Annotated in this window: 17 protein-coding genes; 4 read left to right on the top strand and 13 right to left on the bottom strand. The window is 38.4% G+C overall.

Going from position 1 to position 23,749, the window contains the following annotated elements:
- The first annotated feature begins 297 nt into the window (after positions 1–297).
- Positions 298–1,578 (top strand): isocitrate lyase, encoded by a 1,281-nt coding sequence (gene aceA / locus ACSVH7_RS03870; RefSeq protein WP_438065367.1) that lies wholly within the window; start codon positions 298–300, stop codon positions 1,576–1,578.
- 242 nt (positions 1,579–1,820) lie between these two features.
- On the opposite strand, the gene ACSVH7_RS03865 is transcribed toward aceA, so the two are convergent.
- The 3 genes from ACSVH7_RS03865 to ACSVH7_RS03855 all read right to left on the bottom strand — a co-directional run bounded on the left by ACSVH7_RS03865 (position 1,821) and on the right by ACSVH7_RS03855 (position 7,878).
- Positions 1,821–4,445, bottom strand: coding sequence for a VPS10 domain-containing protein (locus ACSVH7_RS03865; protein ID WP_438065366.1), 2,625 nt, complete (start codon positions 4,443–4,445; stop codon positions 1,821–1,823).
- A 204-nt stretch (positions 4,446–4,649) separates the two neighbouring features.
- Positions 4,650–5,744, bottom strand: coding sequence for an HmuY family protein (locus ACSVH7_RS03860; RefSeq protein ID WP_438065365.1), 1,095 nt, complete (start codon positions 5,742–5,744; stop codon positions 4,650–4,652).
- Positions 5,745–5,760: 16 nt separating this feature from the next.
- Positions 5,761–7,878 carry a TonB-dependent receptor plug domain-containing protein gene (locus ACSVH7_RS03855; RefSeq protein ID WP_438065364.1) on the bottom strand — a complete coding sequence of 706 codons (2,118 nt, stop codon included), beginning with the start codon at positions 7,876–7,878 and terminating at the stop codon, positions 5,761–5,763.
- 111 nt (positions 7,879–7,989) lie between these two features.
- Between ACSVH7_RS03855 and ACSVH7_RS03850 the strand changes: the two genes are divergently transcribed.
- Both ACSVH7_RS03850 and ACSVH7_RS03845 read left to right on the top strand, forming a co-directional pair.
- On the top strand, positions 7,990–8,904 hold the full coding sequence (locus ACSVH7_RS03850; RefSeq protein ID WP_438065363.1) for a DUF6607 family protein: 915 nt from the start codon (positions 7,990–7,992) through the stop codon (positions 8,902–8,904).
- Positions 8,905–8,916: 12 nt separating this feature from the next.
- On the top strand, positions 8,917–9,261 hold the full coding sequence (locus ACSVH7_RS03845) for a DUF6686 family protein (protein ID WP_438065362.1): 345 nt from the start codon (positions 8,917–8,919) through the stop codon (positions 9,259–9,261).
- A gap of 57 nt (positions 9,262–9,318) precedes the next feature.
- Here ACSVH7_RS03845 and ACSVH7_RS03840 read toward each other — a convergent pair whose 3' ends face one another.
- From ACSVH7_RS03840 to ACSVH7_RS03795, 10 genes are all read right to left on the bottom strand, one after another.
- A complete protein-coding gene (locus ACSVH7_RS03840) occupies positions 9,319–9,819 on the bottom strand; it encodes an N-acetyltransferase family protein (RefSeq protein WP_438065361.1) in 501 nt (166 codons plus the stop codon).
- 444 nt (positions 9,820–10,263) lie between these two features.
- Positions 10,264–11,802 (bottom strand): subtype B tannase, encoded by a 1,539-nt coding sequence (locus ACSVH7_RS03835; RefSeq protein WP_438065360.1) that lies wholly within the window; start codon positions 11,800–11,802, stop codon positions 10,264–10,266.
- 101 nt (positions 11,803–11,903) lie between these two features.
- A complete protein-coding gene (locus tag ACSVH7_RS03830) occupies positions 11,904–12,671 on the bottom strand; it encodes a LytR/AlgR family response regulator transcription factor (RefSeq protein ID WP_438065359.1) in 768 nt (255 codons plus the stop codon).
- Positions 12,661–13,674 carry a sensor histidine kinase gene (locus ACSVH7_RS03825; RefSeq protein ID WP_438065358.1) on the bottom strand — a complete coding sequence of 338 codons (1,014 nt, stop codon included), beginning with the start codon at positions 13,672–13,674 and terminating at the stop codon, positions 12,661–12,663. The genes ACSVH7_RS03830 and ACSVH7_RS03825 overlap by 11 nt, the downstream gene beginning before the upstream one ends.
- 46 nt (positions 13,675–13,720) lie before the next feature.
- Positions 13,721–14,686 (bottom strand): alpha/beta hydrolase fold domain-containing protein, encoded by a 966-nt coding sequence (locus ACSVH7_RS03820; protein ID WP_438065357.1) that lies wholly within the window; start codon positions 14,684–14,686, stop codon positions 13,721–13,723.
- Between the two features lie 276 nt (positions 14,687–14,962).
- The gene (locus tag ACSVH7_RS03815; protein ID WP_438065437.1) at positions 14,963–16,372 is read right to left on the bottom strand and encodes an FAD-dependent oxidoreductase; all 1,410 of its coding nucleotides are present in this window, start codon (positions 16,370–16,372) and stop codon (positions 14,963–14,965) included.
- 322 nt (positions 16,373–16,694) lie between these two features.
- On the bottom strand, positions 16,695–17,540 hold the full coding sequence (locus ACSVH7_RS03810) for a DUF5829 family protein (protein ID WP_438065356.1): 846 nt from the start codon (positions 17,538–17,540) through the stop codon (positions 16,695–16,697).
- Positions 17,541–17,848: 308 nt separating this feature from the next.
- Positions 17,849–18,244, bottom strand: a complete 396-nt coding sequence (locus tag ACSVH7_RS03805; RefSeq protein ID WP_438065355.1) for a hypothetical protein — start codon at positions 18,242–18,244, stop codon at positions 17,849–17,851.
- Between the two features lie 303 nt (positions 18,245–18,547).
- Complete coding sequence (locus ACSVH7_RS03800; RefSeq protein ID WP_438065354.1) at positions 18,548–20,806, bottom strand: TonB-dependent receptor; 2,259 nt, start codon at positions 20,804–20,806, stop codon at positions 18,548–18,550.
- Between the two features lie 360 nt (positions 20,807–21,166).
- Positions 21,167–21,640: a hypothetical protein gene (locus tag ACSVH7_RS03795; protein ID WP_438065353.1), complete on the bottom strand. Its 474-nt coding sequence runs from the start codon at positions 21,638–21,640 to the stop codon at positions 21,167–21,169.
- A 221-nt stretch (positions 21,641–21,861) separates the two neighbouring features.
- On the opposite strand from ACSVH7_RS03795, the gene ACSVH7_RS03790 reads away from it, so the two are divergent.
- Positions 21,862–23,742 (top strand): Nramp family divalent metal transporter, encoded by a 1,881-nt coding sequence (locus ACSVH7_RS03790; protein WP_438065352.1) that lies wholly within the window; start codon positions 21,862–21,864, stop codon positions 23,740–23,742.
- Positions 23,743–23,749 lie beyond the last annotated feature (7 nt).

Below are 23,749 nucleotides of genomic sequence, written 5' to 3'. Positions count from 1 at the left end.
AAGTAAGCCACGAATTCCACAGATGAACACCAATTTTCCTGCTTTAATTAAACGAATCATAGCAACAATTAAAGTTGGCATTTAAAACCTTGTGTCTTATGTTTTTCTAGAAAATCACATTGCTGGCTTTTAGCCCCGATCGCAGTGGTATCCTCTGGACTCGCGAACGAGCGAGGACAGAGATATAACGGAGAGCGGGACCCATATTCACTGAAAAGCCCTTTGCTTGCCGCTCCTGATAATTAAATGAAACAAAAAATCTATTATAAACCAACCGAGAATTAAAAAAAAGAGATTATGAAAACCACCGAAACACGCATTCAAGAATTAGTAACTGATTGGTTAACAAACCCAAGATGGGAAGGCATCGAACGTCCTTACACCGCTGAAGAAGTGGTGCAATTGCAAGGTTCCTACCAAATTGAACACAGTATCGCTAGAATGGGCGCTACGAAACTTTGGAACAGATTGAAATCGCAGGATTTTGTTGCCGGATTAGGCGCATTGACCGGTAATCAAGCCATTCAAGAAGTGGAAGCTGGACTAGAAGCGATTTACTTAAGCGGCTGGCAAGTAGCAGCCGATGCAAATGTGGCGGGCGAAATGTATCCGGACCAGTCGTTGTATCCTGCCAACAGTGTTCCGTTGGTTGTAAAAAGAATCAACAACGCTTTGTTGCGCGCTGACCAAATTCAAGTGGTGAATAAAACCGCAGATAAAAAAGACTATTTGGTTCCGATTGTAGCTGATGCTGAAGCAGGTTTTGGAGGAAACTTGAACGCTTTTGAATTGATGAAATCGATGATTGAAGCGGGTGCAGCGGGCGTACACTTTGAAGACCAATTGAGCTCTGCTAAAAAATGCGGACACTTGGGCGGAAAAGTTTTGGTTCCTACGCAAGAAGCCATCAATAAATTAATCGCTGCTCGTTTGGCTGCCGACGTAATGGGAACGCCAACCTTGATTGTAGCAAGAACCGACGCAGATGCGGCGAACTTATTAACGAGCGATATCGACCCAAGAGATGCAAAATTCATCACAGGAGAAAAAACAGACGAAGGTTTCTTCTATGTAAACTGTGGTGTGGAGCAAGGTATAGACCGTGGGTTGAGTTATGCGCCATATGCAGACTTGATTTGGATGGAAACTAGTAATCCAGATTTGGCTTACGCTAAACAATTTGCCGATGCTATTCACGCGAAATATCCAGGAAAAATGTTGGCTTACAACTGTTCGCCTTCGTTCAACTGGGCAGCGAAACTATCAGTTGCTGAAATGGAAACTTTTAGAGAAGACTTGGCGGCTATGGGGTATAAATTCCAATTCATTACTTTGGCTGGATTCCACGCTTTGAACACGAGTATGTTTGAATTGTCTAAAGCTTACAAAGAAAGAGGTATGGCGGGCTACTCTGAATTACAAGAAAGAGAATTTGCTTTGCAACAACACGGTTTTAGAGCGGTAAAACACCAAGGTTTTGTAGGAACGAGCTATTTTGACGCTGTTCAAAATACGGTTACTACTGGAAAAGCGTCTACAACCGCAATGAAAAACTCAACAGAAGTGGCACAATTTTAAAAATATTTTAGAAGTTTAATTGTTAAAGATGTTTGCCAAAAAAAGGCACGAAACCAACTTGGAATCGTGCCTTTTGTTTTTTTGACTGTCCGCTATGTGTACCAAGAATGGAACTCGGATGGTAGGGATTTTCGCTGATTTGCATATAAAAATCCGTTTAAATCTGCGTCATCTGCGTGCCATTTTTATTATTGTTACAAGTAACGGATTATCAAATTTGTGTTTTTATTTTAGACCGCGTTTTATTTAGGCGCTACAATTTCGAAAGGTGTTGTCGCTTTATCTTTGTCTTTAGCAACGCTCCAAGTATAATTAGCGACTGGCAAATAATACTTGCCGTTTTTAGCAGGGGTTATTTTTAGCTTTTTATCTTTTGCCATCCATTTGTCGGCTGCAGCTTTGTCGATAGACAAATCGTACACCACTTTGTTCAATCCTTTTTGAGCAGTAACAGTAGTTGTATACACGATTTCTTTAGAAAGATTTTCTAATTGAATGCTTACATTGCCAGCAGAATTGGTATAAAACCAAAGCTCATTTTTTGGAATAAATTCGTCACCCCAAGCACCACGTTTCGAACCCCATCTCTCGGATTTGGTCGTGTTTTTGATTTCATACACATAAAGAGTTTTGTCTAAAACCTCTTTTTTCAATTCTTGTACTTGTTTCAAACTCACTTTATACACCGAACGACCGTGTGTCCCCACAATTAAATCTTTGGCTTTCTTTTGAATTACCAAATCGTGCACTGCAACAGGTGGCATTCCGTTAGAGAAATCTTGCCAAGAAGCACCGCCATCCACAGAAATGTACAAGCCATTATCTGTTCCTACATACAACACGCTATCCAAAATAGTATCTTCTATAATTACATTTACAGGACTTGCAGGAAGATTGTTAGCAATACTTTTCCAAGTTTGCCCTGCATCTTCTGAAACATATACATAACTTGCAAAATCGTCATTTCGGTACCCATTGAATGTGACATAAACACGCTCTTTTTTGTGCGCAGAAGCCACTACTCTACTTACCCAAAGGTTTTGTGGTAAAGTAGTAGAAATCACTTTCCAACTCGCTCCACCATTATTACTAAATTGCACTAAACCATCATCACTACCCGTATACAACATTCCAAACTCGAAAGGACTTTCGCTGATGGTGGTCAACGTTCCAAAAGCCACATTTCCTTGTTTGCCTCCCTGCGTTAAATCGGGTGAAATAGCCGTCCAAGTATCGCCTTGATTCATAGAACGGTGTAAAAAATTGGACCCTAAATACAAAATGTCTTGATTGTGAGATGACAATAAAATAGGCGATTGCCAATTGTATCGATACGATTTATCTCCTTTTTTGGCTTTCGGCGCAATGAATTTACTTTTAGATTCATCCGCACGATTGATGCGGTAGTAACTTCCGTATTGGTATCCTGTAAAAATGATATTTGGATTACGTTTGTCGATTTGGATTTGCATCCCATCGCCTCCCATTAATCTCGCATAAGGATATTTTCCTTCTTGTTGCCAGCCAATAGAAGCACTGTAATTGCTCGCACCAACCCAAACGCCATTATCCTGCAAACCTCCATAAATATTATACGGTTCTTGTTCATCGACATTTACGGCATAAAACTGACCCACTGGGATACTGTTACACAACTGCCACGATTTTCCATTATCATAAGTAATATTCAAACCACCGTCATTTCCGTTAACCAAATGATTCGGATTGTTAGGATTAATCCAAACTACGTGATGATCGGAGTGTACATTATCACCATCAATGGCTTGAAATGTTTTACCTCCATTATCTGAAAACAACAACGGAACGCCTGTAATATAAATTCGTTCTTGATTTTTGGGGTCTACCGTGATATCGCCAAAATAATACCCATAGCTAGAATAAAAATCATCAATAAAACTCGTATTGGTTTTTACCCACGTTTTCCCTCCGTTAACGGACTTAAAAACTTCGGCTCCAATTACCTCTGGATCTTCATCGTTGGGGTCTTTTTCTTTTTTAGCCGAAGGACGCATTTTTTGATTGTCCATCACCGCATATATACTATCTGAAGTAAAAGCCGATAATCCAATACGTCCCACAAATTCATCCGAAGGAAAGCCACTTTCTGGGGTAGAAATCAACTGCCAAGTCGATCCAGCATCGGTACTTTTATAAATACCAGAAGCTTTTCCGTTTCCATTGAAATTGTGTGCTTTTCTGTCTTTCTGCCAAGCACTGGCGTACATAACGTCAAAATTATTTTCGGCCACTGCCATATCAATCACTCCGGTTTCATCATTTACGAACAACACTTGTTGCCACGATTTTCCACCATCGGTTGTTTTAAAAACACCTCTTTCCTTGTTTTTGGTATACAAATGTCCCGCCACTCCTACAACAATTTCTTGGCTATTTTTTGGGTTAACCAAAATTTTACTGATATGATGACTGTCGGTCAATCCAATATTTTTCCAGGTTTTTCCTTTGTCAAATGATTGTAACAAACCTATTCCTGCATAAGAAGATCTCGAAGAATTGATTTCTCCAGTACCCACCAGAATCATTCCTGATTTCCAGTCCACAAAGACAGAACCACAATTTAGTGTAGGCGCTGTATCCATCACAGGTTCCATACGCAAACCATTCGTATTCGAATACCACAACCCACCTGAGGCATAGGCCACATAAAATTCGATAGGATTCTCAGGATTTACCGCCACGTCAACTACGCGTCCACTCATTACTGTGGGTCCAACATTTTGCAAAGTCAACTCCTGAAACAAAGTTGGAGTTGTGGTAGAATTACCGTTTTGTCCCCAGGAAACACTAAAGGTCAAAGCAGTAATTAGGAAGGCTATTTTTTTCATTTGCGTAAATTTTGAACGAAAAGTAAGAAATATTAAATAAATGCTAAAATTCGTCAACCAAATTAACAATCGTAAGTGTCTTTATAATATAAAAAAACAACCCAAAAATGATTTCTTCTACAAAAACAACAAACAAAAAGTTGTAAAAGAATAATCATTTAAGGATTGTAAAAAAACACAAGAAATCATGGAAAATGATGCTGACTATTCTAATTTTTTATATTCAAAAGTGGGATTACCACGAACACCCGCTTCATTGCTCATAGCTAAGAATCTAACTTTATAATAATTAGCAGCGGCGTCTTTTACTACATAAAAACGATCGGTTCTCACGCTCGGTAAGGTAGTTGGTCCGCCTCCGCTTCTCCAGCTGGCGCCTATGATTCTTTGATCGGTTTTGGAAGGTGTAAAATTAGCTTCAACTACTTTTGCGCGAGTAAAATCAGCATAGGCGCCGCCATCAGCGACTAGCACTTGATAGGCTTGCGTGCCGCCCAATCTGTTCGAAACAATAAAATCAGAGTAGCCATACGTCACATCACCTGTTGGTATTGGTAAATAATTGGTGAAAGAAGTGAAATTCAAATCCCATTTGGTTTTTTGTGGTTCAACCGTTACCGTTTTTCCTTCTTTTACACTAAAGAAAGTGAAATTAAACGTGTCGTCTTTGGCAATGATTTTTTCAGTAAATGTTGTAGCGTTTAAGTCTGCATATTGTATTTTGTAACCGTTTCCACTTCTCAGAATTCTGATTTTTTTCCAGCCTCTCGCTTCCCCATCCAAACTTACGGACCCGAGGGCAGGCGCAGTTGTAGCGATCGCAAATCCTAGATTGACCAAATAGACTTTATTATCCGCATCTGTAGCTGAAATTTCGGCGATGGCTGTTCCTAACCCCGCTCCCGCTCCTTCCAAAACTCCCGTTGGATGGTCTACAAAACCATTACTAGCCAACACAGTTCCACCACCAACAGCTACTGCAGCATCCATCGTTTGAGGCAAGGTAATATCGTTGGTTTCTAACTTTTTGACGGCCATTTTGATCGAGCCATTCAACACTACACGGAATGAGGTTCCTGAATAAAATCCGAAATCCCAACTGCTTCTATTGATGGCTTCGGCTTTATTGGCGCTCAAATCCACATATACTTGATTGGGTTGATGATGTCCTCCAACGGCGGGTTGAATTATGGCTCCCAAAGATGGAACTTCAGGAACTGGGGCAAGTGCTGTATCATCACTGGAACATGAGGCCAATGACAGTAAGCTTATTGATAGTAGTAAAAATTGTTTTTTCATCGTACTTTGATTTATATTAAAGATTAAGGTTATACGTTACTTTTAGAAAAAAAGAGCGACCATACGCCAGCATGATTTGGTTGGAAGCGGCATGGCCAGCACCATCAGCAGTTCGAGTTTGATTGATATTGGTAATATTCAAAATGTTTCTGGCTCCGAAGGTCGTTTCAAGGGTACCATTGAAAAATTTCTTTTGAACGGTGGCGTCCAACCAATGACTTTCTCCAATATCAGAAATAACATATTCAGAGGATGTTGCTATAAACTGCTGGGTTTTGCCATTGTATTTGTAGTAGGCCGAAAAAACAGTTTCCCATTTTGGTAACGTATAAGAAAGACTAGTGTTCAGGCTAAATGAATACAAAAATCGGTCATCCGCACGAAACGCATTATTGTCCAATTGTTGAGCAATCCCTACCAAAGCCGCACCAAAAGTTCCTCCAAAATTGTGGCTTTTGAATTGATTGGTTGTGGCTACATTCCACATTTTATAGGTATTGATATTGATATATTCGTATTCTGGATTTCCAGTGGTGGGATTGTATTGTGCCAAAGCCATATCGATACGATCTTTCACCTGAAGAAAACTCCCTGTCAAAGTACTGGCTAACTGAGATTTGTCTTGGATCAAGAAATTCTTCTTGAAGCTCATTTCAAACGAAGTACTCGTTTCGGGAATTAAATTTTCATTCCCCGTAAAATGATGTCCGTCAAATATTTGTTTCACATAAAGTTCTTCAAACGATGGTGTTCGGAAAGATTGACCTACCGATGCACGCCATTCTACCTCATTTTTAAACAAATATCTCACACCCAAGGAAGCGGCATATTGGTTCTCAAAAAGAGATTGTATAGAATATCGAAATCCAGGACGAAGGGAAAAACTAGGCGTACATTTGAGTTCCGATCCCACAAAAAAATCATAGTTATTCAATCGTTTTGAAATCGGAACCAGTAGATTATTACTTTCTTGAATCAAGGCAAAACCTAAATTTCGTGAAATTTCATACCCCAATTGAAGGTCCAGTTTTTGACTTTTAAAAAAATTGCTCCACGTTCCAGTTGAATAAAGTACTTCTGTAGCTTGGTCTTTTTGCGAGGTCAGTCCTTGTTCGGTTTGGCTGTTCAACAAATAGCGAAAGGCCTCAACATCTCGTTGTTGTTTTTGATAAGAAAGCGAAACCGTATAGTTCATGCTATCCGCTCCATTTCCTGAAACTGACAAATGATGAAAGTTGCGATGGGTCAAAAAACGTTGGTCCAAAGCATAGCGATAAGCGCCCAATTCTGGGTTATACGCTGATTGAACCGAGGCGTTATAAAAATCGATTTGTTCGTTTAGGAATTGGAATTTATAAAAAAACCGAAATTGATTTTTTTGATAGCCCAAGGTAGTCGAAGTGGTCAGTTGTTCTTTTGGCAGCCAACGATAACCGCGAGTGCCATCGTTTTCAAAATAAAATTTTCCCTTTTTATCATTCAAAAACCCTTGAAAATCATTGCGATTGATGGCCGCGTTAAAAAACCATCCTCCTTTTGGAGCAAATGAAAAAGACACCCCTTGAATGTGTCGGCCTTTATCCATCCACGCATATTCGTTTTGTACCGTTTCTTCTTGCAGTGTGGCTCGCACATTCCATTTAGTTTTGGCCGCTTTTTTGGTAATAATATTCAATACGCCACTCACCGCATTGGCGCCATGCGTTACGCCCATTGATCCTTCGATAATCTCAATTTGCTGTACATCATCAAGATTGATTTGAGATAAATCCGCATTGTTTCCAAATCCAGATTCTCCTACTAATGGAATATTGTCTACCAAAATTTTAAAATATTGCCCATCCAAACCAAAAAGCGAAACCGTAGAACGTCCATCCGTCCCACTGGGTCGTAAAGTAATGTTTAAGTATTGGTTCAAGATGTCGGCCAAAGTAGTTGCGGCTAAGTTTTGAATGTCTTTTGCACTAATAACCCGTACATTAAAAACTGATTTCTTTAGGGATTGAGGCTCCATTTGACCCGTAACTACTATTTCTTGCAAAGCGTTTACTCGTAATGAATCGTTTGATTGCTGCTGAGCATATCCAACAAATAACGTTGATAATAATATAGTTAAGGTTAGTTGGGTTTTCATTATTTAGAATTGTTCTTGATTATTTTTAGGCAAATATATAATTATTTTTATTTATTCTAAATAAATATTATAGATTTGCAGTAATTAATTTTAACCTTTTTTAGTACAATAATGAAAACAAAATCAATGCTAGCTTGTAGTGTGTTGGCACTAAGCGTAAACCTCAGCTTTGGACAAACCGCCAAACAAAAAGAAGACATCAAAGCCATTCAATCAATGTGTGGATGTTATGAAGTACAATTTAATTTTACCGAAACTTTCGAGTATCCCAAAGACACGACCACTTACAAACCCTCTAAAACCAAACATGAAACGGCTTTGGAATGGATAGAATTAGTAGAAAACACGCCCAACAAATTGGTTTTACAACACCTGTTAATTACAGGCGATAAAGAAGAAGATATTGTAAAACACTGGCGACAAGATTGGCTCTACGAAAACACCGATTTATTGACTTTTGATAAAGAATTAACTTGGAAATACAAAAAACTTACTCCCACTGCTGTCAAAGGACAGTGGACACAAAAAGTATATCAAGTAGATGATAGTCCGCGTTATGAAGGTACCGCAAGTTGGGCCACAGTAGACGGAATTACTTCTTGGAAAAACGTGACCGATGCCCCGTTGCCAAGACGCGAACATACGATTCGTAACGATTACAATGTTTTAAAAAGAAGAAACATTCACGAAATCACTCCAAAAGGATGGATTCACGAACAAGACAACGACAAATTGATTCGTACAGAAGGAGGTTCGGATGTACTTTTAGCACAAGAAAAAGGAATGGATATTTATACTAAGGTGCAAGACGAAAAATGCCAATTGGCTCAAAAGTATTGGGCCAAAAACAAAGGATTATGGGAAAAAGTTCGCAACGAATGGGCTAAAGTATATGGCAAAAACAAAGACCTTACTTTAGAAAAAAAGGTGAATAAAAAATCATTATTTAGTGTGTTATTCGACTTAAAACCCGATGCTACACAAGAAGAAGTCTCAAAAATCATTACTGCCTTTGTAAAATCTTAATTCTGGAAGCGTATGTGCACCCTAAACATTTTAAATAGAACCAACAACGGATTGCTGTTTTTTTGTCAACACAGCACGTTGTATAATTTGTCATTTAATAATTTAACCTTCAATTTTGATGCGACCGAATTTGATCGTTTTAGGGTGTACCTCAACTCCATCGACAGTGATTATTGGGAAAAAGAATATGAAAACTCGATTTATGAAAAGAAAATTCCGATTCCAACCTTGCAAAACAACTTCATTATTTTGCTCAATCGCTATGAATTAGAAGAACTCAAAATTCTAGTCGATTTTAGTCATCGGGCTCGTTTGTTAGCTCCTGAGGAAATCAACTATAAAATGATTTATAATTAAAACCAAAAAGTCCAGCAATCACAAACGATTGCTGGACTTTTTATATCTAGTTTTACGCTATTTCAACAACTTCTCAAAGGCCTTTCGTGGCGCCCCTCGAAATACCACCTCACCACAATAGGTATAGCCCAATTTTTCGAGAATTTTCAACATCGGAAAGTTATCAAAATTGGTATCGACTTTAATGCTAAATACCCCTTTGGCTTTGCTCAACTCTTCAATTTTTTCGAATAAAAGCGTAGCCATTCCCTTTCCTTTGTACTCAGGTGCCGTAGCCACACGATGCACCACCACATAATCCGAATAGCTCAACCACGCTCCTTGAAGGTCATTGTAAGCAGGTTCCTCGCCAAAAATGATGGCTGCATAGGCTACCACAATCTCATTTTCGACCAAGACATGGGCATATCCTTTCACAAAATCATTAGTCACCGTTTCCAAATTCGGATAGCCATCTTGCCATTGTGTGCTGCCGTCTTTTTTGCGTTGGGCAATTGCCGCTTGCAGGATTTCCCAAATTGTAGGGATTTCAGAATGATGGGCTTTTCTTAAAATCATATCTTGTTGTTTGAACCGTAAAAATAACTTTTATCCTCAAAAAAAGAATACTTTTTTAAAGTAGTTCTAGGAGCACCACTATTTTGCGTACCACACGAGTCGTCCCGCTATCCGTTACAATCTTTGGTGTCGAACCCCGCCACCAAAGGATTTTCACTACTATCGGGGCTATAAAGAACTTTCTGTTTTTCAAAACAAACTTAAACCCAGATTCCGCATTAGAAATCTACTACGACTAAATTCTTCTTCAAAACCAAGAACTTACTCCTATTTTTAAATTCAAAATACAAAAGTATTCCTTCTTCAAAAATAGTCCGTGAGCTCTTGCTTTTATTGAATAATTCAGTCTCGCTACGAAGTCTAATGCGGATTCTGGGTTAAATAGGAGCAAAATCCCTTGCCTTTTGATTTTATCAAAAAAAGAATCTTAGACAATACAAATTGTTATTTACAAATTCCGTCAATCCATTGAAACAATTCGTCTAAATCATAATCGCCACTATGCGGTTTTTGCCAAGGTAATGCCAAATCTACCTGCACATTATTATTTTCTAATAAAGTGGCCAACATGATCGAAATTGCAAGTCCGGTATCTTTATCATTAGACCCGTGACGAATGCGCCAATGTTTTGAAGTCGCCACTCCCGAAACACCAATGTAATGCATGGGATTCATCATTTTTATTAACTGATCGTCAGCCGTAGTTGCTGTAACCGTAGAATTTGCTTTACTGAATGCTGTAAAATGTTGGTTATCGATTGTTGCTGTTCCAAAAAGTTGGGTTTCTGGACTCGAAAGGTCTAAAGCATCAAAAGCGGGCGGTGTTTTTTGTCGGCCTATAAACTTTACATACGCCTCATAATCAATTCCCACTACTTTTAATTGGGCCACCTTTACAAATGGAAATTCAGATAAATCAACACCTGAATCTAGCGCTTTTTGAGCAGATGCCATCACATACGATTGAACCAAAGTTTTGAAATTACCATTTCCACTTTTGTCCAAAGATAATACTACGCCTTTTTTATCTTTAAGTTGCAACCCGTTCAAATAGTCAGGAAATAAAACTTTTAATGCTTGAGATACTTTTATTTGATCGGTTGTCAATTCTTGTGGTTGCGCATCTTTCTTTGCAAAAGGACCTCCTTTTTTATAGGTATTTATGCCATCGAATTGCCATTCATACGCCATATCAGCATGCTCTAAGTTCGTGATCGGACAATAAGCAGAAACGGCAAAAATTGCGTCGCTCGCCTTTGCCGCACCAATGGCCTTCAAAAAAGGTTCATAATCTACAGCATCTCCGGTAGCTCCTAATAAGGTAGACATAGCGCCACCCGCACTCGTTCCGTTTGAAATTATTTTATTGGCATCGCCAGGCATTACAGCATCATTAAATTTCAAATAGCGAACTGCAGCTTTCAAATCTACAATGCCTGCTGGCGCTTTGCCCGTAAAATTCCCATTTTGATCTTTTAAAGTTCTTCCCCTCGCTCCCGGCGAAGCTACTACATATCCTCTGGCTAGCGCTGCAACAACGGTCAGCGGTTTTGATGGCATTCTTTCTCTCATCGGAGGTAATCCTTCTGGCGGTCTGTTGCCCATAGTAGGCATTTCTCCGTTGATGGGTGGGCGCATTCCCATTGGGTTATCTTTGGTCGTGGCTGGTTTGGCGGGCATATAACCGCCAACTTTATTCGGAAAGAAAATAGGAGCAGTTTGAGCGGTATAGCCATTTACCGTTTGGTTGTTAAAGTAGGCTTCAGGAATATAAATATTCATTTTTTGATACGCCGTATCTACTGGATTGCTTACATACATCCTGTTTTCAAAGGCTCTTACTTTGATCGTTTTTCCATCGATTGTCAATTCTTGTACTTGAAATTTAGAAGTATCCAATTTCAAATTTTCCGTTGGATTTTGTGCTTTTAAGGCAGAAAAAAAGCCTAAGCAAACTACACATAAAAGGGTTGTTTTTTTCATATGTTTATTATTTTTAAAATTATTAACTAACTTATTTTTCTAGGGAAGGATATTTAAAAAAAAGAATTTACTAGTGACTAGAACTCTTTTCAATTGTATGTTTACCCTTTTAACCAATCTTTAAAATCTTTGCAATTGTCCTTGCTAATCAGTATTTCTTCGTGTTTTATAGTGGCCAAAATTTTTAATTTGCCTCCAAAATAGTTTTCAATTTCTTTTATGTACTTTCTTTGAATAATGAATTGTCTGTTGGCCCTATAAAAATGATGTCGCGGTAATAGGTCTTCGATTTGGTTTAAACTCTCATTGAGCAACCATTTATGATTTTCTGTATGCGCAAAAACGGACTGATGACTCAAACTAAAGTACACCACGTCTTCTGTTTTTACGGGAATAATCTTGTCTCTAGCATAAGAAATTAAAGTGGGAAACTTATTTTCTTTGTTTTTCAAAAGTTCTCGAAATAGGGCTTCAGAAAATTGTAATGAAGGAGAGGGAGCTTTTTTTAAGCTTTTGAATTTTTCAATCGCCGAACTCAATTCTTTGTTCGAAAAAGGTTTTAAAAGATATTCAATTCCATAATTTTTAAAAGCTTTTAGCAAATATTCATCATAAGCGGTGGTAAAAATAATTGGAGTTGTGATCGAAAATCGCTCGAATATTTCAAATGAAATTCCGTCCAACAACTGTATGTCGGATAAAATGAAATCCAAAGGTTTATTTTCATTCGTCGCAAACCACTCCATTCCTTCTTGCACACTTTTAATTTCCTTGACAATTTCGAAGGAATCTTCGAGTTCGTTGAGCATTCTTTTGATTCGAGTAACGGCTAACTTTTCGTCCTCAATGATGATGATTTTAAAATTCATTTTCCTTGATTTTTAATGGAATTTTCACTTCAAATAAGCTATCTGTTTCTTGAATTAGGATCGATTTTTGGAGTATCAACTGACATCTTTTTTCAATATTGGCCAATCCAATTCCTAAACTATCGACTTCGATACTGTTTTTTTTGTTTAATGAATTAGCAATTACAAAATAAGATTTGTCGCTTGATAGCGAAATAGTTATTTCCATATGCTCCACATTATTGTGTTTGACGATATTTTCTAAAACCACTAAAGTACACAATGAAGGAATCGAAAAAGCACTGGCATCAGTTAGCGTATGGGTCACCGTTATGGTAGTATCGAATCGAATTTTTAAAAGAAACAGATACGAAGAAACAAAGTTAATTTCTTCTTCTAAGTCAATAATTGCTCGCTCTTGATTGGTCAAAACATACCGAAAAATGTTGGATAAATGCTGAATATACTGATCGCTTTTTTGAACATCGATATGAATTAATTCGGCCAAAACATTCAAGCTATTAAAAAAGAAATGCGGTTGTAACTGAGCCGTTAAATTTTTTAATTGCAACTGCAAGGTTTGGTTCTCTAAGTCTCGCACTTTGATTTTATACGTGGACTCGGCTGCCATTTTTCTTAAAAAAGAAACTACCCAAAAAGTAACTAGCACAATAATCGCATGACGTACTAGATCTATTCCAACAATGACAGCAAACGGCGGTTTATTTAAAAAAATCTTATTCCAAAATGGAATTCTAACCATTATGTTGACGCCAAATAAAATACAATTCAGCACCGCAGTAAGCCACACCCTTCTCCAAACAGTAACCTCCTTAGATTGCAACCAATTTTGGAAAAGTAAATTACAAAAAGTGATCAAAAAAGCTGTGGTAAACAAAATCACTTTATCCAAAATTTCATAACTGTTGTGATGCGCAATTAAAATTAGCATAGGAGATAACGACAAAAGAATGGCAATGGCCAAGGCAAGGAAAAAATATGTTTTTATAGGGAATTTATACATAGCATAAAAATCTGCAAGACGTTACATCTTGCAGATAAATTTAGGATTATTTTAGTTTGGAATCAAGAAATGAAATGGCTTTGTTTAGATTGGCATCGGTACTAAATAAAGCACCACCGTGACCAGCACCTGTAATCAATTCATAGCCTACTTTGCTCTCTCCCAAAACGGCTTTCAAATCTTTATAAAAATTAAAACTTTGAGTATATGGAATTAAAGGATCTACACTTCCCGCTTGAATCCAAAATGGTGGATCATTGGCGTCAATATATTTGCTAGGATTGGCTTTGTTTACCAGTGCAATATTAATTGGATCATTTGCATCAGACACTCCTAGATATTGTGATTCATTGGCTACATTGTAAGTTGTAGGGAAACCTAAAGCTAAGGCTTCTGGTACCATACTTGCAAAATTGATAGGGCCAAACCAATCAATAGTTGCCTGCACTGTTGAAGAAGTCGTTAAATAAGTTCCTTGAGTCCCTTCTAAAAACGTATCTCCGCCAGAGGTTCCAATGATTGCCGAAAGATTTCCTCCAGCCGAGGAACCCCAAGATCCAATTTTGTTTGGATTGATTTTGTAAGTGGTAGCATTGGCTCTAACAAATCGAATCGCCGCCTTACAATCATGTACTGCTGCTGGAAAAACCGCTTCGCCACTCAATCTATAATTAACGCTTATTGCAACGTAACCATTGGCTACTAATTTTGCTGCATTTGTAGCTTCCATTTCTTTATCTCCTGCTTTGAAAGCGCCGCCGTGTATCAGCACTACAGCAGGAAATGGTCCCACACCTGCTGGTACATAAACATCAATTTTCTGAGCACTTGAAGTGGATGCATAAGCTACATCTTTAAAAGTTTGCGCCTCGGTAGTTGGGGTAACTGTAGTAGTTGGAGGAGTAGTTGTAGTGGTGTCGGTAGTGGTACTTTCATCCTCATTTGAACATGAGAATAATGAAAAACCAGCTAATACTACCAAAGACATAAATTTTGCTTTCTTGATCATCATTTTAAAATTTTGTTTGTTACTAATGACGCAAAAGTATAAGCTCTTAGGATAGACTTTATTGTTAACTTTATGAAGCAGAATTTTGACGAATAAAGCAGAATATTCAGGGGTAAACTAAGTTTTAACTTTCCATTTTTGGAACCAACATGTACGGCAGCCCGCTATTTATAATAATCCCAATTGATTTAGGTAGTGTTACAGTAAAAAACCATTGCTGTTACGCACTACTTTATAGTTTAGAAAAAATTTAAAGAGCTCCAAAAGAGGGATTCTCTTTTATTTCAACAAACACCTTCCTCTGGGTTCGTCTGCTTCATGAAGTACAACATCGGAATGTAAGAATTCTGCGGCTGCGGCTGAATCTTTTACTTTAACAGCACTACGCGCCAACATTTCTGATTCAAAAGGAGTTAATACTTGCGCTCTGATTCCTTTGGCTCTCCAATCTGACTTTGGTCCGCATCCTTTTGTTATGGTTCTGGCTAGCGAAAGAGCATCTAATAAAGCTTGATTAGCCCCTTGCCCTTTAAAAGGACTCATTGGATGTGCTGCATCTCCAAGTAAGGTGACTTGGTTTGCTTTTGCCAATATCTCGGGTGTTAGCAATTCCCTATCATAAACAGGATAACCCGAAACTAGTGTTTCGTCTGTAGCCAAAAGTATTTGCGGAATAGGATCGTGCCATTGGGTTCTTCGTAGGGCTTCGGTTTTGAGGACTTTAGATCCCTGAGCACTCAACTGTTTGGCGGCATCTTCGTCCATCGGAAAACTCAATTGCCACATGACTGCATCAGCGGTGTAAGGCATAATGTAAATGCGCTCGTTTCCATTGGCGGTTTGAAAGACCGTAGCACCATCTAACAAATTGTTTTTCAAACCTTCAAGGGCAGACAAAGGGCAAATCCCCAGAATAACGATACAACCTAAGTAGCGTAAAGGTGCTATTTCATCTCCTACAACTGCTTTACGAACCGCGCTTCGGATACCATCGGCTCCCACCAACAAATCAGTTTTGATGCTTTTAAGCTCGCCATTGACTACAAATTCTAACTCAATCCCATCTTCTCGTTCTTGGCAGGCGACAAATTGGTGTCCCCATTGCAAACACTCTTTTCCACCAAGCTGATCAATCAGTGCTTGCCGTAATAATTGTCTTGCGATATGAATGTTAGTGCGTTTCGGTGCTATTTTTGTTTTGGAGGGTTCCCATTTTCGGATGCCCCATTCTCCCAAAATTATGCCTTCAACCGTATGGACTACATGTCGTGTTGAAACTACTCCCGCCTCTAAAGCAACAATTCCCAACCCTTCCATAGCTTTACTGGCTTGTTGCAGCGTGAGGCCATAACCTTGAGACCTAGCTTCAAAAGTAGCGTCGCGTTCAAAAAGTGTAAAAGGAATGCCGCGATGCAAACAAGCTACCGCCAAAGCCACACCGCCAATACCGCCACCAATAATTGCCACATGAGGATACTCTTCTGAAGAACTACTGGTAGTTTTAGTCGTCAAAAGCAAGCCTGTTCCTGAACAAGTTGCACAAGTATTCCAATGTCCTTTTGGGGAAACGGGTTCGGCACCTTCTAGATTTGATTGTTGAAATTGGGCAACCTCCTTTTGATATTGTAGTCGTACTCTTTTGGGAATACGTTGTTTTATTTTGCCCAACCCTCGACAAGACAAACACATTGTCCAAGGAGTAAAAGCCTCATTTTTTGTAGTCACAACCGTTTTATTTGGTGGTTTTTGAGGAAAATTCAATCACAATAATCTGCCATTACTACATCATCATTGTAACTCTCAAAAACTAAATTTAGTACAAAAGTACAATTCTAAAACCAATTTACTTCCTCCCTCACTTATGGAAAGTGAAGCTTTGAAAATGCAGAGCTACTTGAAACGAAAGGTGCGCAAAGTTTTGTGATTTGAGGTTCATTTCAAAAAAGATAAATAGCATTTCGCGGTTGACATTTACTACAACTAAATTCCTCAATACAGGATTTTGATGATTTTAATTAAAAACAAAAAGACCTTCCTTTTTATGTATTTTGAGAACCAGTTTTGGAGAAAGGACGATGGTTCTTTTTTTGAATTTATGCGTAAGCTCTACCTTGAGATTGATCATTTCAACAGTACTTAGGCTATCATCGAGGGTATAAAAAATGGTAAAATCGTTATTCGTAAAGGCATTTTTCTTCGAAAGCATACCATTCAAGCTGCAGAAATCTTGAAGATAGTGCAGCGTTTTCGAATTTATTTTAATCTTTATGGCTTTCAATTTCGAAAATGCTCTGGGATAAGCCCGCCCATCAGAAAGTTTGGTATTAAAATCCTCAAATGTCATCGGCTGTTTGATTTCATCGGCAGTAAAACCTAAGTATTCTAAATATTCCTTTCGGTATTCAAGCGTACTTACTTGTAAATTTTTAGGATTGTCCTTCAATTGAATGGAGGAATACCATGGAATCGAATCGCTAAATTTTACTTGATCTGCACGTAAACTGATATTTTTCTTGTTGGCTTCCCTTATTATTTCTTGTTGCTCCCCGAATTGACGTGTTTTAAATTCGATACCAATATCTCCAAGGACATCGCCAAAGTTTCCATTTTCTTTAGGAGCAAACCATTCAATTGTGGCCGATTTTCCAATAAAATATTTTCCTTGATAGGATTCTTTATTAGTATCAGTACTGACCTCTTGACAAATGAACAACGTATCCTTTACAAAAGGATTAACGCATATATTTTTGTAGGTTTCCTGATCTACACACATAAAAATAGTATTGCACTCCGGCACCGCTCTTTGTTGCGCCAAAGCAACATTAACAATCAAACTTATCAATACTACGTACTTCATAAAATTATGATTAGGAAGGTTCGTTTAAAATGAAAAACATACAAATATAATTGATTTTCAGCTCATTAACATCAAAAAAAACAAACCCTTGTTTTATTTGAAGATAAAAGTAGCTAGAAAAAAACACCCGGTTAAGTACTGCAAAAATAAGGACACTAAATCCTCTTGAAAATCTCAATATCTTTTTACGACAACTCCATAGTACTAGAAGTAGCAAGGTTTTTCAGATATAACCCATAAAACACTATTTAACAGCTTTTCATTTTTTTATATTGCGTACGCAATCTAAGCTGTTAGCAAAAGTTCATTTACTGTTTGATGTATTTAGATTGGAAGCAGTCAAAACATTCATCTCTTAAATATAAATTATTTGTTACTATTTCATAACTACGTTTAAACTGCTTTGGATCAGTAGTAATAATTATCATTTCTCTTTGTCCACCTAAAATTGAATTTTGCAATTGAATTTGGTAATTTCCTTCTGAGGTTAGAAGTCCATTTTCATAAGTTTTGATAGTCGATTCTGTAAATTCAAGTACAATACTTCTCCCAGTTGTTATTGGATTTTCTATCCTTCCGTCTATTCCCCCAGATGATTCAATCCATTTCCACTTACCCACTATACTTTTACTTTTTTCTATTTCTCTATCATTATTACAAGAGATCAGGAATATTGTTACCAATACTAAAATTAAATTTTTCATAATAGCTGTTTTTAGGTCAATTTTGTTTTTTTTCATTACTTCTACCGTCAAGTCTCTGCAAAACTTCCGCTTAGTACTATTCCAAAAATTAGCAAAATCATACATCAAAAGCAAGAAAAATTGGATGCTCCAATAAGAAAATCATTACTTCACTTTCCAAAAACAAGAGACGCTTACTATTATAATTTGATATCACGAAGCTACGCCAAGGAAACACGGAGAGAAAAGGAGCAATACGCTTTTTGAGGCTTTTAAATCCTTCGCATGCCTTTGTGAAATGCCCTCGAACTCTATTTCTTGGTTTTAATCCCAATGCCATCGTAAGCCCACAAAAGCGCGAATGCCTTGGTTGGGTCCGTAGGCGTAGGTCGGGTCGAAAGTGAGTGCATAAGGATTATCGGGAGTGGGTTGTGCAACGCCATTGCTATCAAAGGTGACTTGCTTGTCGAAAGGGTCATTGGCACGAGCAATCAAGAAGGGATTCCCGCGATTGGGTGTCCAATTCAGGAGGTTTTTGACCCCGCCAAACAACTCCACGTTGTGGAATTTCTTGTAGGTAATTTGGATGTTTTGAATACTGTACGGCAAGGAATACTCGCGGCGCGGATCGAGTGGCGACAACAAGGGCAAACGCATATTGCCAGTATAACTTCCGGTATAATCCAAACTCAGGAACCAATTGGGGATTTCATAGCTCAAGGCCCAAGTCAGACTGACTTTTTCGGTAAACAGAGGCACAAAACGACGGCCTTCTTGCTCGGTCAACGGATGGAAATAACTACCGCCCAAAGTCCCTTTCACCCCAAACGGACTGACCCAATCCAAGGAAATACTACTACCGAAAATTCTAGAAAAACCATCGAGATTGGCATAAATGATTTGGTTGGGATTCGTATCATAGTCGGCAATGATGCGGTTTTTGAAATGGGTGTACCAAGTCGAAGCTTCGAGGGTAACAACTCCAGCTGTGTTGGTATCGAATTTTTTGAGGTAATTCAGGTTGGCGGTATACGAAGTTTCGGGGTCTAAATTGCCTTTTAGGACGACTTCTCTGGCTCCCGAAAGCGCTTGATGGTCTTCGGTAAACAAATTCACCACTCGAAATCCCGTTCCCAAATTGAGTCGCAAAATATCGGTAGCGGTGGGTTTCCATTTCAGGGCTAGACGAGGTGTGACAATCGAGCCGTGCGCTGGGTGGTAATCGTAACGCGCGCCAAGCAGCAAGCCCGTTTGTTTAGAAAGTTTGATATCATCTTGGAGAAATCCACTATAAATAGCGGTTTGGGAGGAAGTGACCGTAGCAGGCGTGTTGTCGTTGTACCAAGTAAAGCGCGCCGCCGCTCCGAACAAAAGCGAATGGTTTTTGAGCTCTTTGTCCCAAAGGTATTGCCCAAACGCAATTTTTTGGTTCGCCAAAAAAACAGAAGTACCATAGACCGAGTTTTGGTCGTGGCCCACCATCGAGAATTGCAGGCTCATTTTTTCTTCCAAAGGCAATTGGTACTTGCCTAAGATTTCGTAGCGAGAGGTGTAAATGCTTTCGGCATAGACTTGATCGTCGCCGCGAAAGCTGGAATTCCACTGCATTTCGCCACCCCATCGATCTTCATACAGATAGCGAGCAACTAGGCTCATTTCTTTTTTGGAACGGCGCTCAAAATGCCAGCGGCTAAAGAATGAGACTCTTTTCTGCAAGGCAATATCCGTGAAATTATCGCCATTATTATCGACAGCATGGTCATTGTAAAAGGTGCTGAGTCCAAAAAGTACCTTGGTATATTTGCCAATGTTGGTACGATAACCCAAATCGAGACTGTTTTCTAGCCAGGAAGTAGTCATCAAGTCGGCGGTAAATTGAGGGGCGTTTTGTGGTTTTTTGGTAATAATATTGATGAGTCCGCCAACTGCCTCGCTCCCATACAAACTCGAAGCGGCGCCTTTGATAATTTCGATTTTGTCGATCATCGCATTCGGAATCCCAGACAAACCATACACCGTTCCCAAAGCACTCACTATGGGCATTCCATCGATCGTGACCATCGTGTAAGGGCCGTCCAACCCATTGATTCGAATATCGCCAGTGTTGCAAACATTGCAATTGTTTTGTGGACGCAAACCATTCACGTTTTGCAAGCCTTCAAAAACAGAAGCGGTAGGATTTTGTTTTAAAAAAGTGGTCGAAATGATTTCTACTGGCACAGGATTTTCCAAACGGCGTACGGCTTTCATAGTACCCGAAACCACTACTTCGTCGAGCAGTTGCTTATTCGTCACCACATTTATTTTTAGTAAATGCTTAAAATCCGTACCGCTGATGGACTGCGTATGCGTTTTGATTCCGATAGCAGTAACGCGAAGTGTGTAGCGTTGTAGCGGCAATTGTGAGATTTCAAAAAAGCCCAAACTATCGGTTTGAGTCCCAAAAGCGGTACCTATAATTTCTACCTTTGCTTGTGGTACGGGTTGATTTTCGGAGATGACTTGTCCGCTCAGGGTGGCTTTTTCTTGTGCCAAAGCAACAGTTAACGAAAAGAAAAACAAATAGCTATATAGAAATTTCATTAGAGTAAATAATATTTTAGACAAATCTAAAAAATAAATACATAGAAACAAAAAAAATCCAGTATCGAACTTTAATACTGGATTTTAATATAATTTTACTTGACTATCCCAGACTAGTGCCATTTTGGCGAATAAATTAATTGTGGAATGTTTTTCATTAAACTTTATTCTCTCTGTTCTTTGCGTCTCTGCGACTTTGCGTGAAATTTGGCTCGCAAAGGCGCAGCGTCGCAAAGGAAATTCTTCATTTTTTAATCTCTTGGTATGACCTATAATTTTATCTTGATTAATTGCGGGCATTATAAATTGTCCTATTAAATTCCAATTTGGACTTACACTATTTTGCTTTCATTGCTTAGCTTACAAATCTTCAAAAATTTGAACCGTCAAACCGCTTTCTTGATCATAATCAATCTCCAAAGCTCCGGCTTCGAAAGTGATGCTCACATAATCGCCAGAGAATTGTTCGTCTTCTCGTTCTACTTTTATGGACAGCAATGGTGTTTTGATGTTTTCTACCCATAAAGGCGCAGCAGCAACGTCAATTCTTTTTAAAGATAAGCTACCGTTAAATTGTTCTTCTAGTTGTTGTTGCTCTTTTTCGAAATCATAATCGGTCACAATAGAAAATCCTGTATCTTCCTCATTGATTTTGAAAAACAATTTTTGTCCGTTCTCAAAATGCAATTCAACCGTATCAATAAATATGAATTTATTGTCGGGTTGTACCAAATTGACCCACAAATGATAAAATACTGCGGTTACTTTGCTACCTTTTTGAACTTGTGATAAAAGGGAAACTTCTTGTGAACTAAAGGAATAACTACTACTCATAAAAATGAAATGATTTAAAAAAAAACAGCTCACAAAATCAACTGTCGCTATTAAACGCGCAAAATTACGACAACTAAGATGAAAAAAAGAGGAATACACTATAATTCTTTTCGATTGACCTCTGATAAATTGGTAGTAAGCAGAGAAGTATTTAGACAAGTCTAAAAAAATATTTAAAGTGAACTTTTTTGTATATATTTGGGTTTTAAAACACTATACAATTGAGTCATTCCTTAGAAGAAGTCAACCAATCGGTGACTACACAAAATAAAAAATCGAAGTTTAGAAAAATCTTGGCTTTCCTAGGCCCTGCTTATCTCGTAAGTGTAGGCTATATGGATCCTGGCAACTGGGCTACTGATATTGCGGGTGGAAGTCAATTTGGCTATTCACTATTGTGGGTATTGCTAATGAGTAATCTTATGGCGTTGCTATTGCAAAGTTTGAGTGCGCGTTTAGGGATTGTCACCCAACGTGATTTGGCACAAGCGTCTCGTGAAACGTATTCGCCTTTTGTGAATTACATTTTATATTTTTTGGCCGAAATTGCGATTGCTGCTTGTGATTTGGCCGAAGTACTCGGAATGGCGATTGGGATTAATTTACTGTTTGACATTCCGTTGATTGAAGGCGTTTTGATTACAGTTTTGGATACCTTTTTACTCCTCTTTTTAATCAACAAAGGCATCCGAAAAATGGAAGCTTTTATCATAGTTTTGGTAGCCATCATAGGATTTTCTTTCGTCTTTGAAATGTTTTTTGCCCAACCCGAAATGGACAAAGTGGTCTTAGGATTGATTCCCTCCATTCCAAATGAAGCTGCGCTTTATATTGCCATTGGAATTATTGGAGCCACGGTAATGCCCCACAATTTGTACTTGCATTCGTCTTTGGTGCAAACCCGAAAATTTGATCGCAGTCCGAAAGGCATCCGTCAAGCCTTAAAATACAACCTTATCGACTCCACCATCGCACTGAATTTGGCTTTTTTTGTGAATGCCGCTATTTTGATTTTGGCAGCCGCCACCTTCTACAAAAACGGGCTATTTGAGGTAGCCGAAATTCAAGATGCTCATAAATTTTTGGCACCAATTTTAGGCACTAAATGGGCTTCTATCTTATTTGCCGTGGCTTTGATTGCTGCTGGACAGAGTTCAACAATCACGGGAACTTTAGCGGGTCAAATCGTGATGGAAGGCTATTTGAATTTAAGGATTCAGCCTTGGGTACGTCGTATTATTACCAGAATAATAGCCATAGTTCCAGCAGTTATTGTAATCTTGATTTATGGCGAAAGTGTCACGGGGAAACTACTCATTTTCAGTCAAGTGATTTTGAGTTTACAATTGGGATTTGCTATTATTCCATTGATCCATTTTGTAAGCGATAAAAACAAAATGAATGGTTTCCATATCAATACGATAACAAAAATAGCCGCTTGGACTATTGCTTTGATTATTGTTTCGCTCAATGCTAAATTGGTTTTTGACGAGATTCAAGGTTGGTTAACGGAGTCTCAAAACCCAATGGTGTTGTGGGTAACAGTAGTTCCTCTTGCTATCGGTTTCTTAATTTTACTACTTTATATTGTTATAAAACCGTTCTTAGCTAAGACAAAATATACCATACAAAATCATTCACCACATAATATGGCCTTGCAATTCAATGCTACCGAGGCACATCTCCCTCAAAAAATTGCTATTGCTGTCGATTTTTCTTTTGCCGATGAAACTGCTATTAACTACGCCTTTAATATGGGTGGAAAAGAGGCTAAATATACGCTGATCCATGTCGTAGAAACTGTTGGCGCTATGATGTACGGCAAACAAACCGACGATCACGAAACTACGATCGACGAAAAATTGTTATTAGAATACAAGGAAATGTTTCAAGAAAAAGGTTTCCATGTCAAAACCCTACTTGGTTTTGGGAAGCCCAACAAAGTACTTCCAAAATTGGTCAATAAAGGAAAATTCGATTTACTCATTATGGGTACGCATGGCCATACTGGATTTAAAGATTTACTATTAGGAACCACAATCGATCATTTGCGCCACAAGATTTCCATTCCATTAGTATTGATTAACAATGCTAAAAAATAAAATACCT

Source organism: Flavobacterium sp. TSSA_36, assembly GCF_051547165.1.
In the GTDB taxonomy this organism is placed as follows: Bacteria; Bacteroidota; Bacteroidia; order Flavobacteriales; family Flavobacteriaceae; genus Flavobacterium.
Note: the sequence above shows the minus strand (reverse complement) of the source record. Positions and strands in the feature narration are given on the sequence as shown.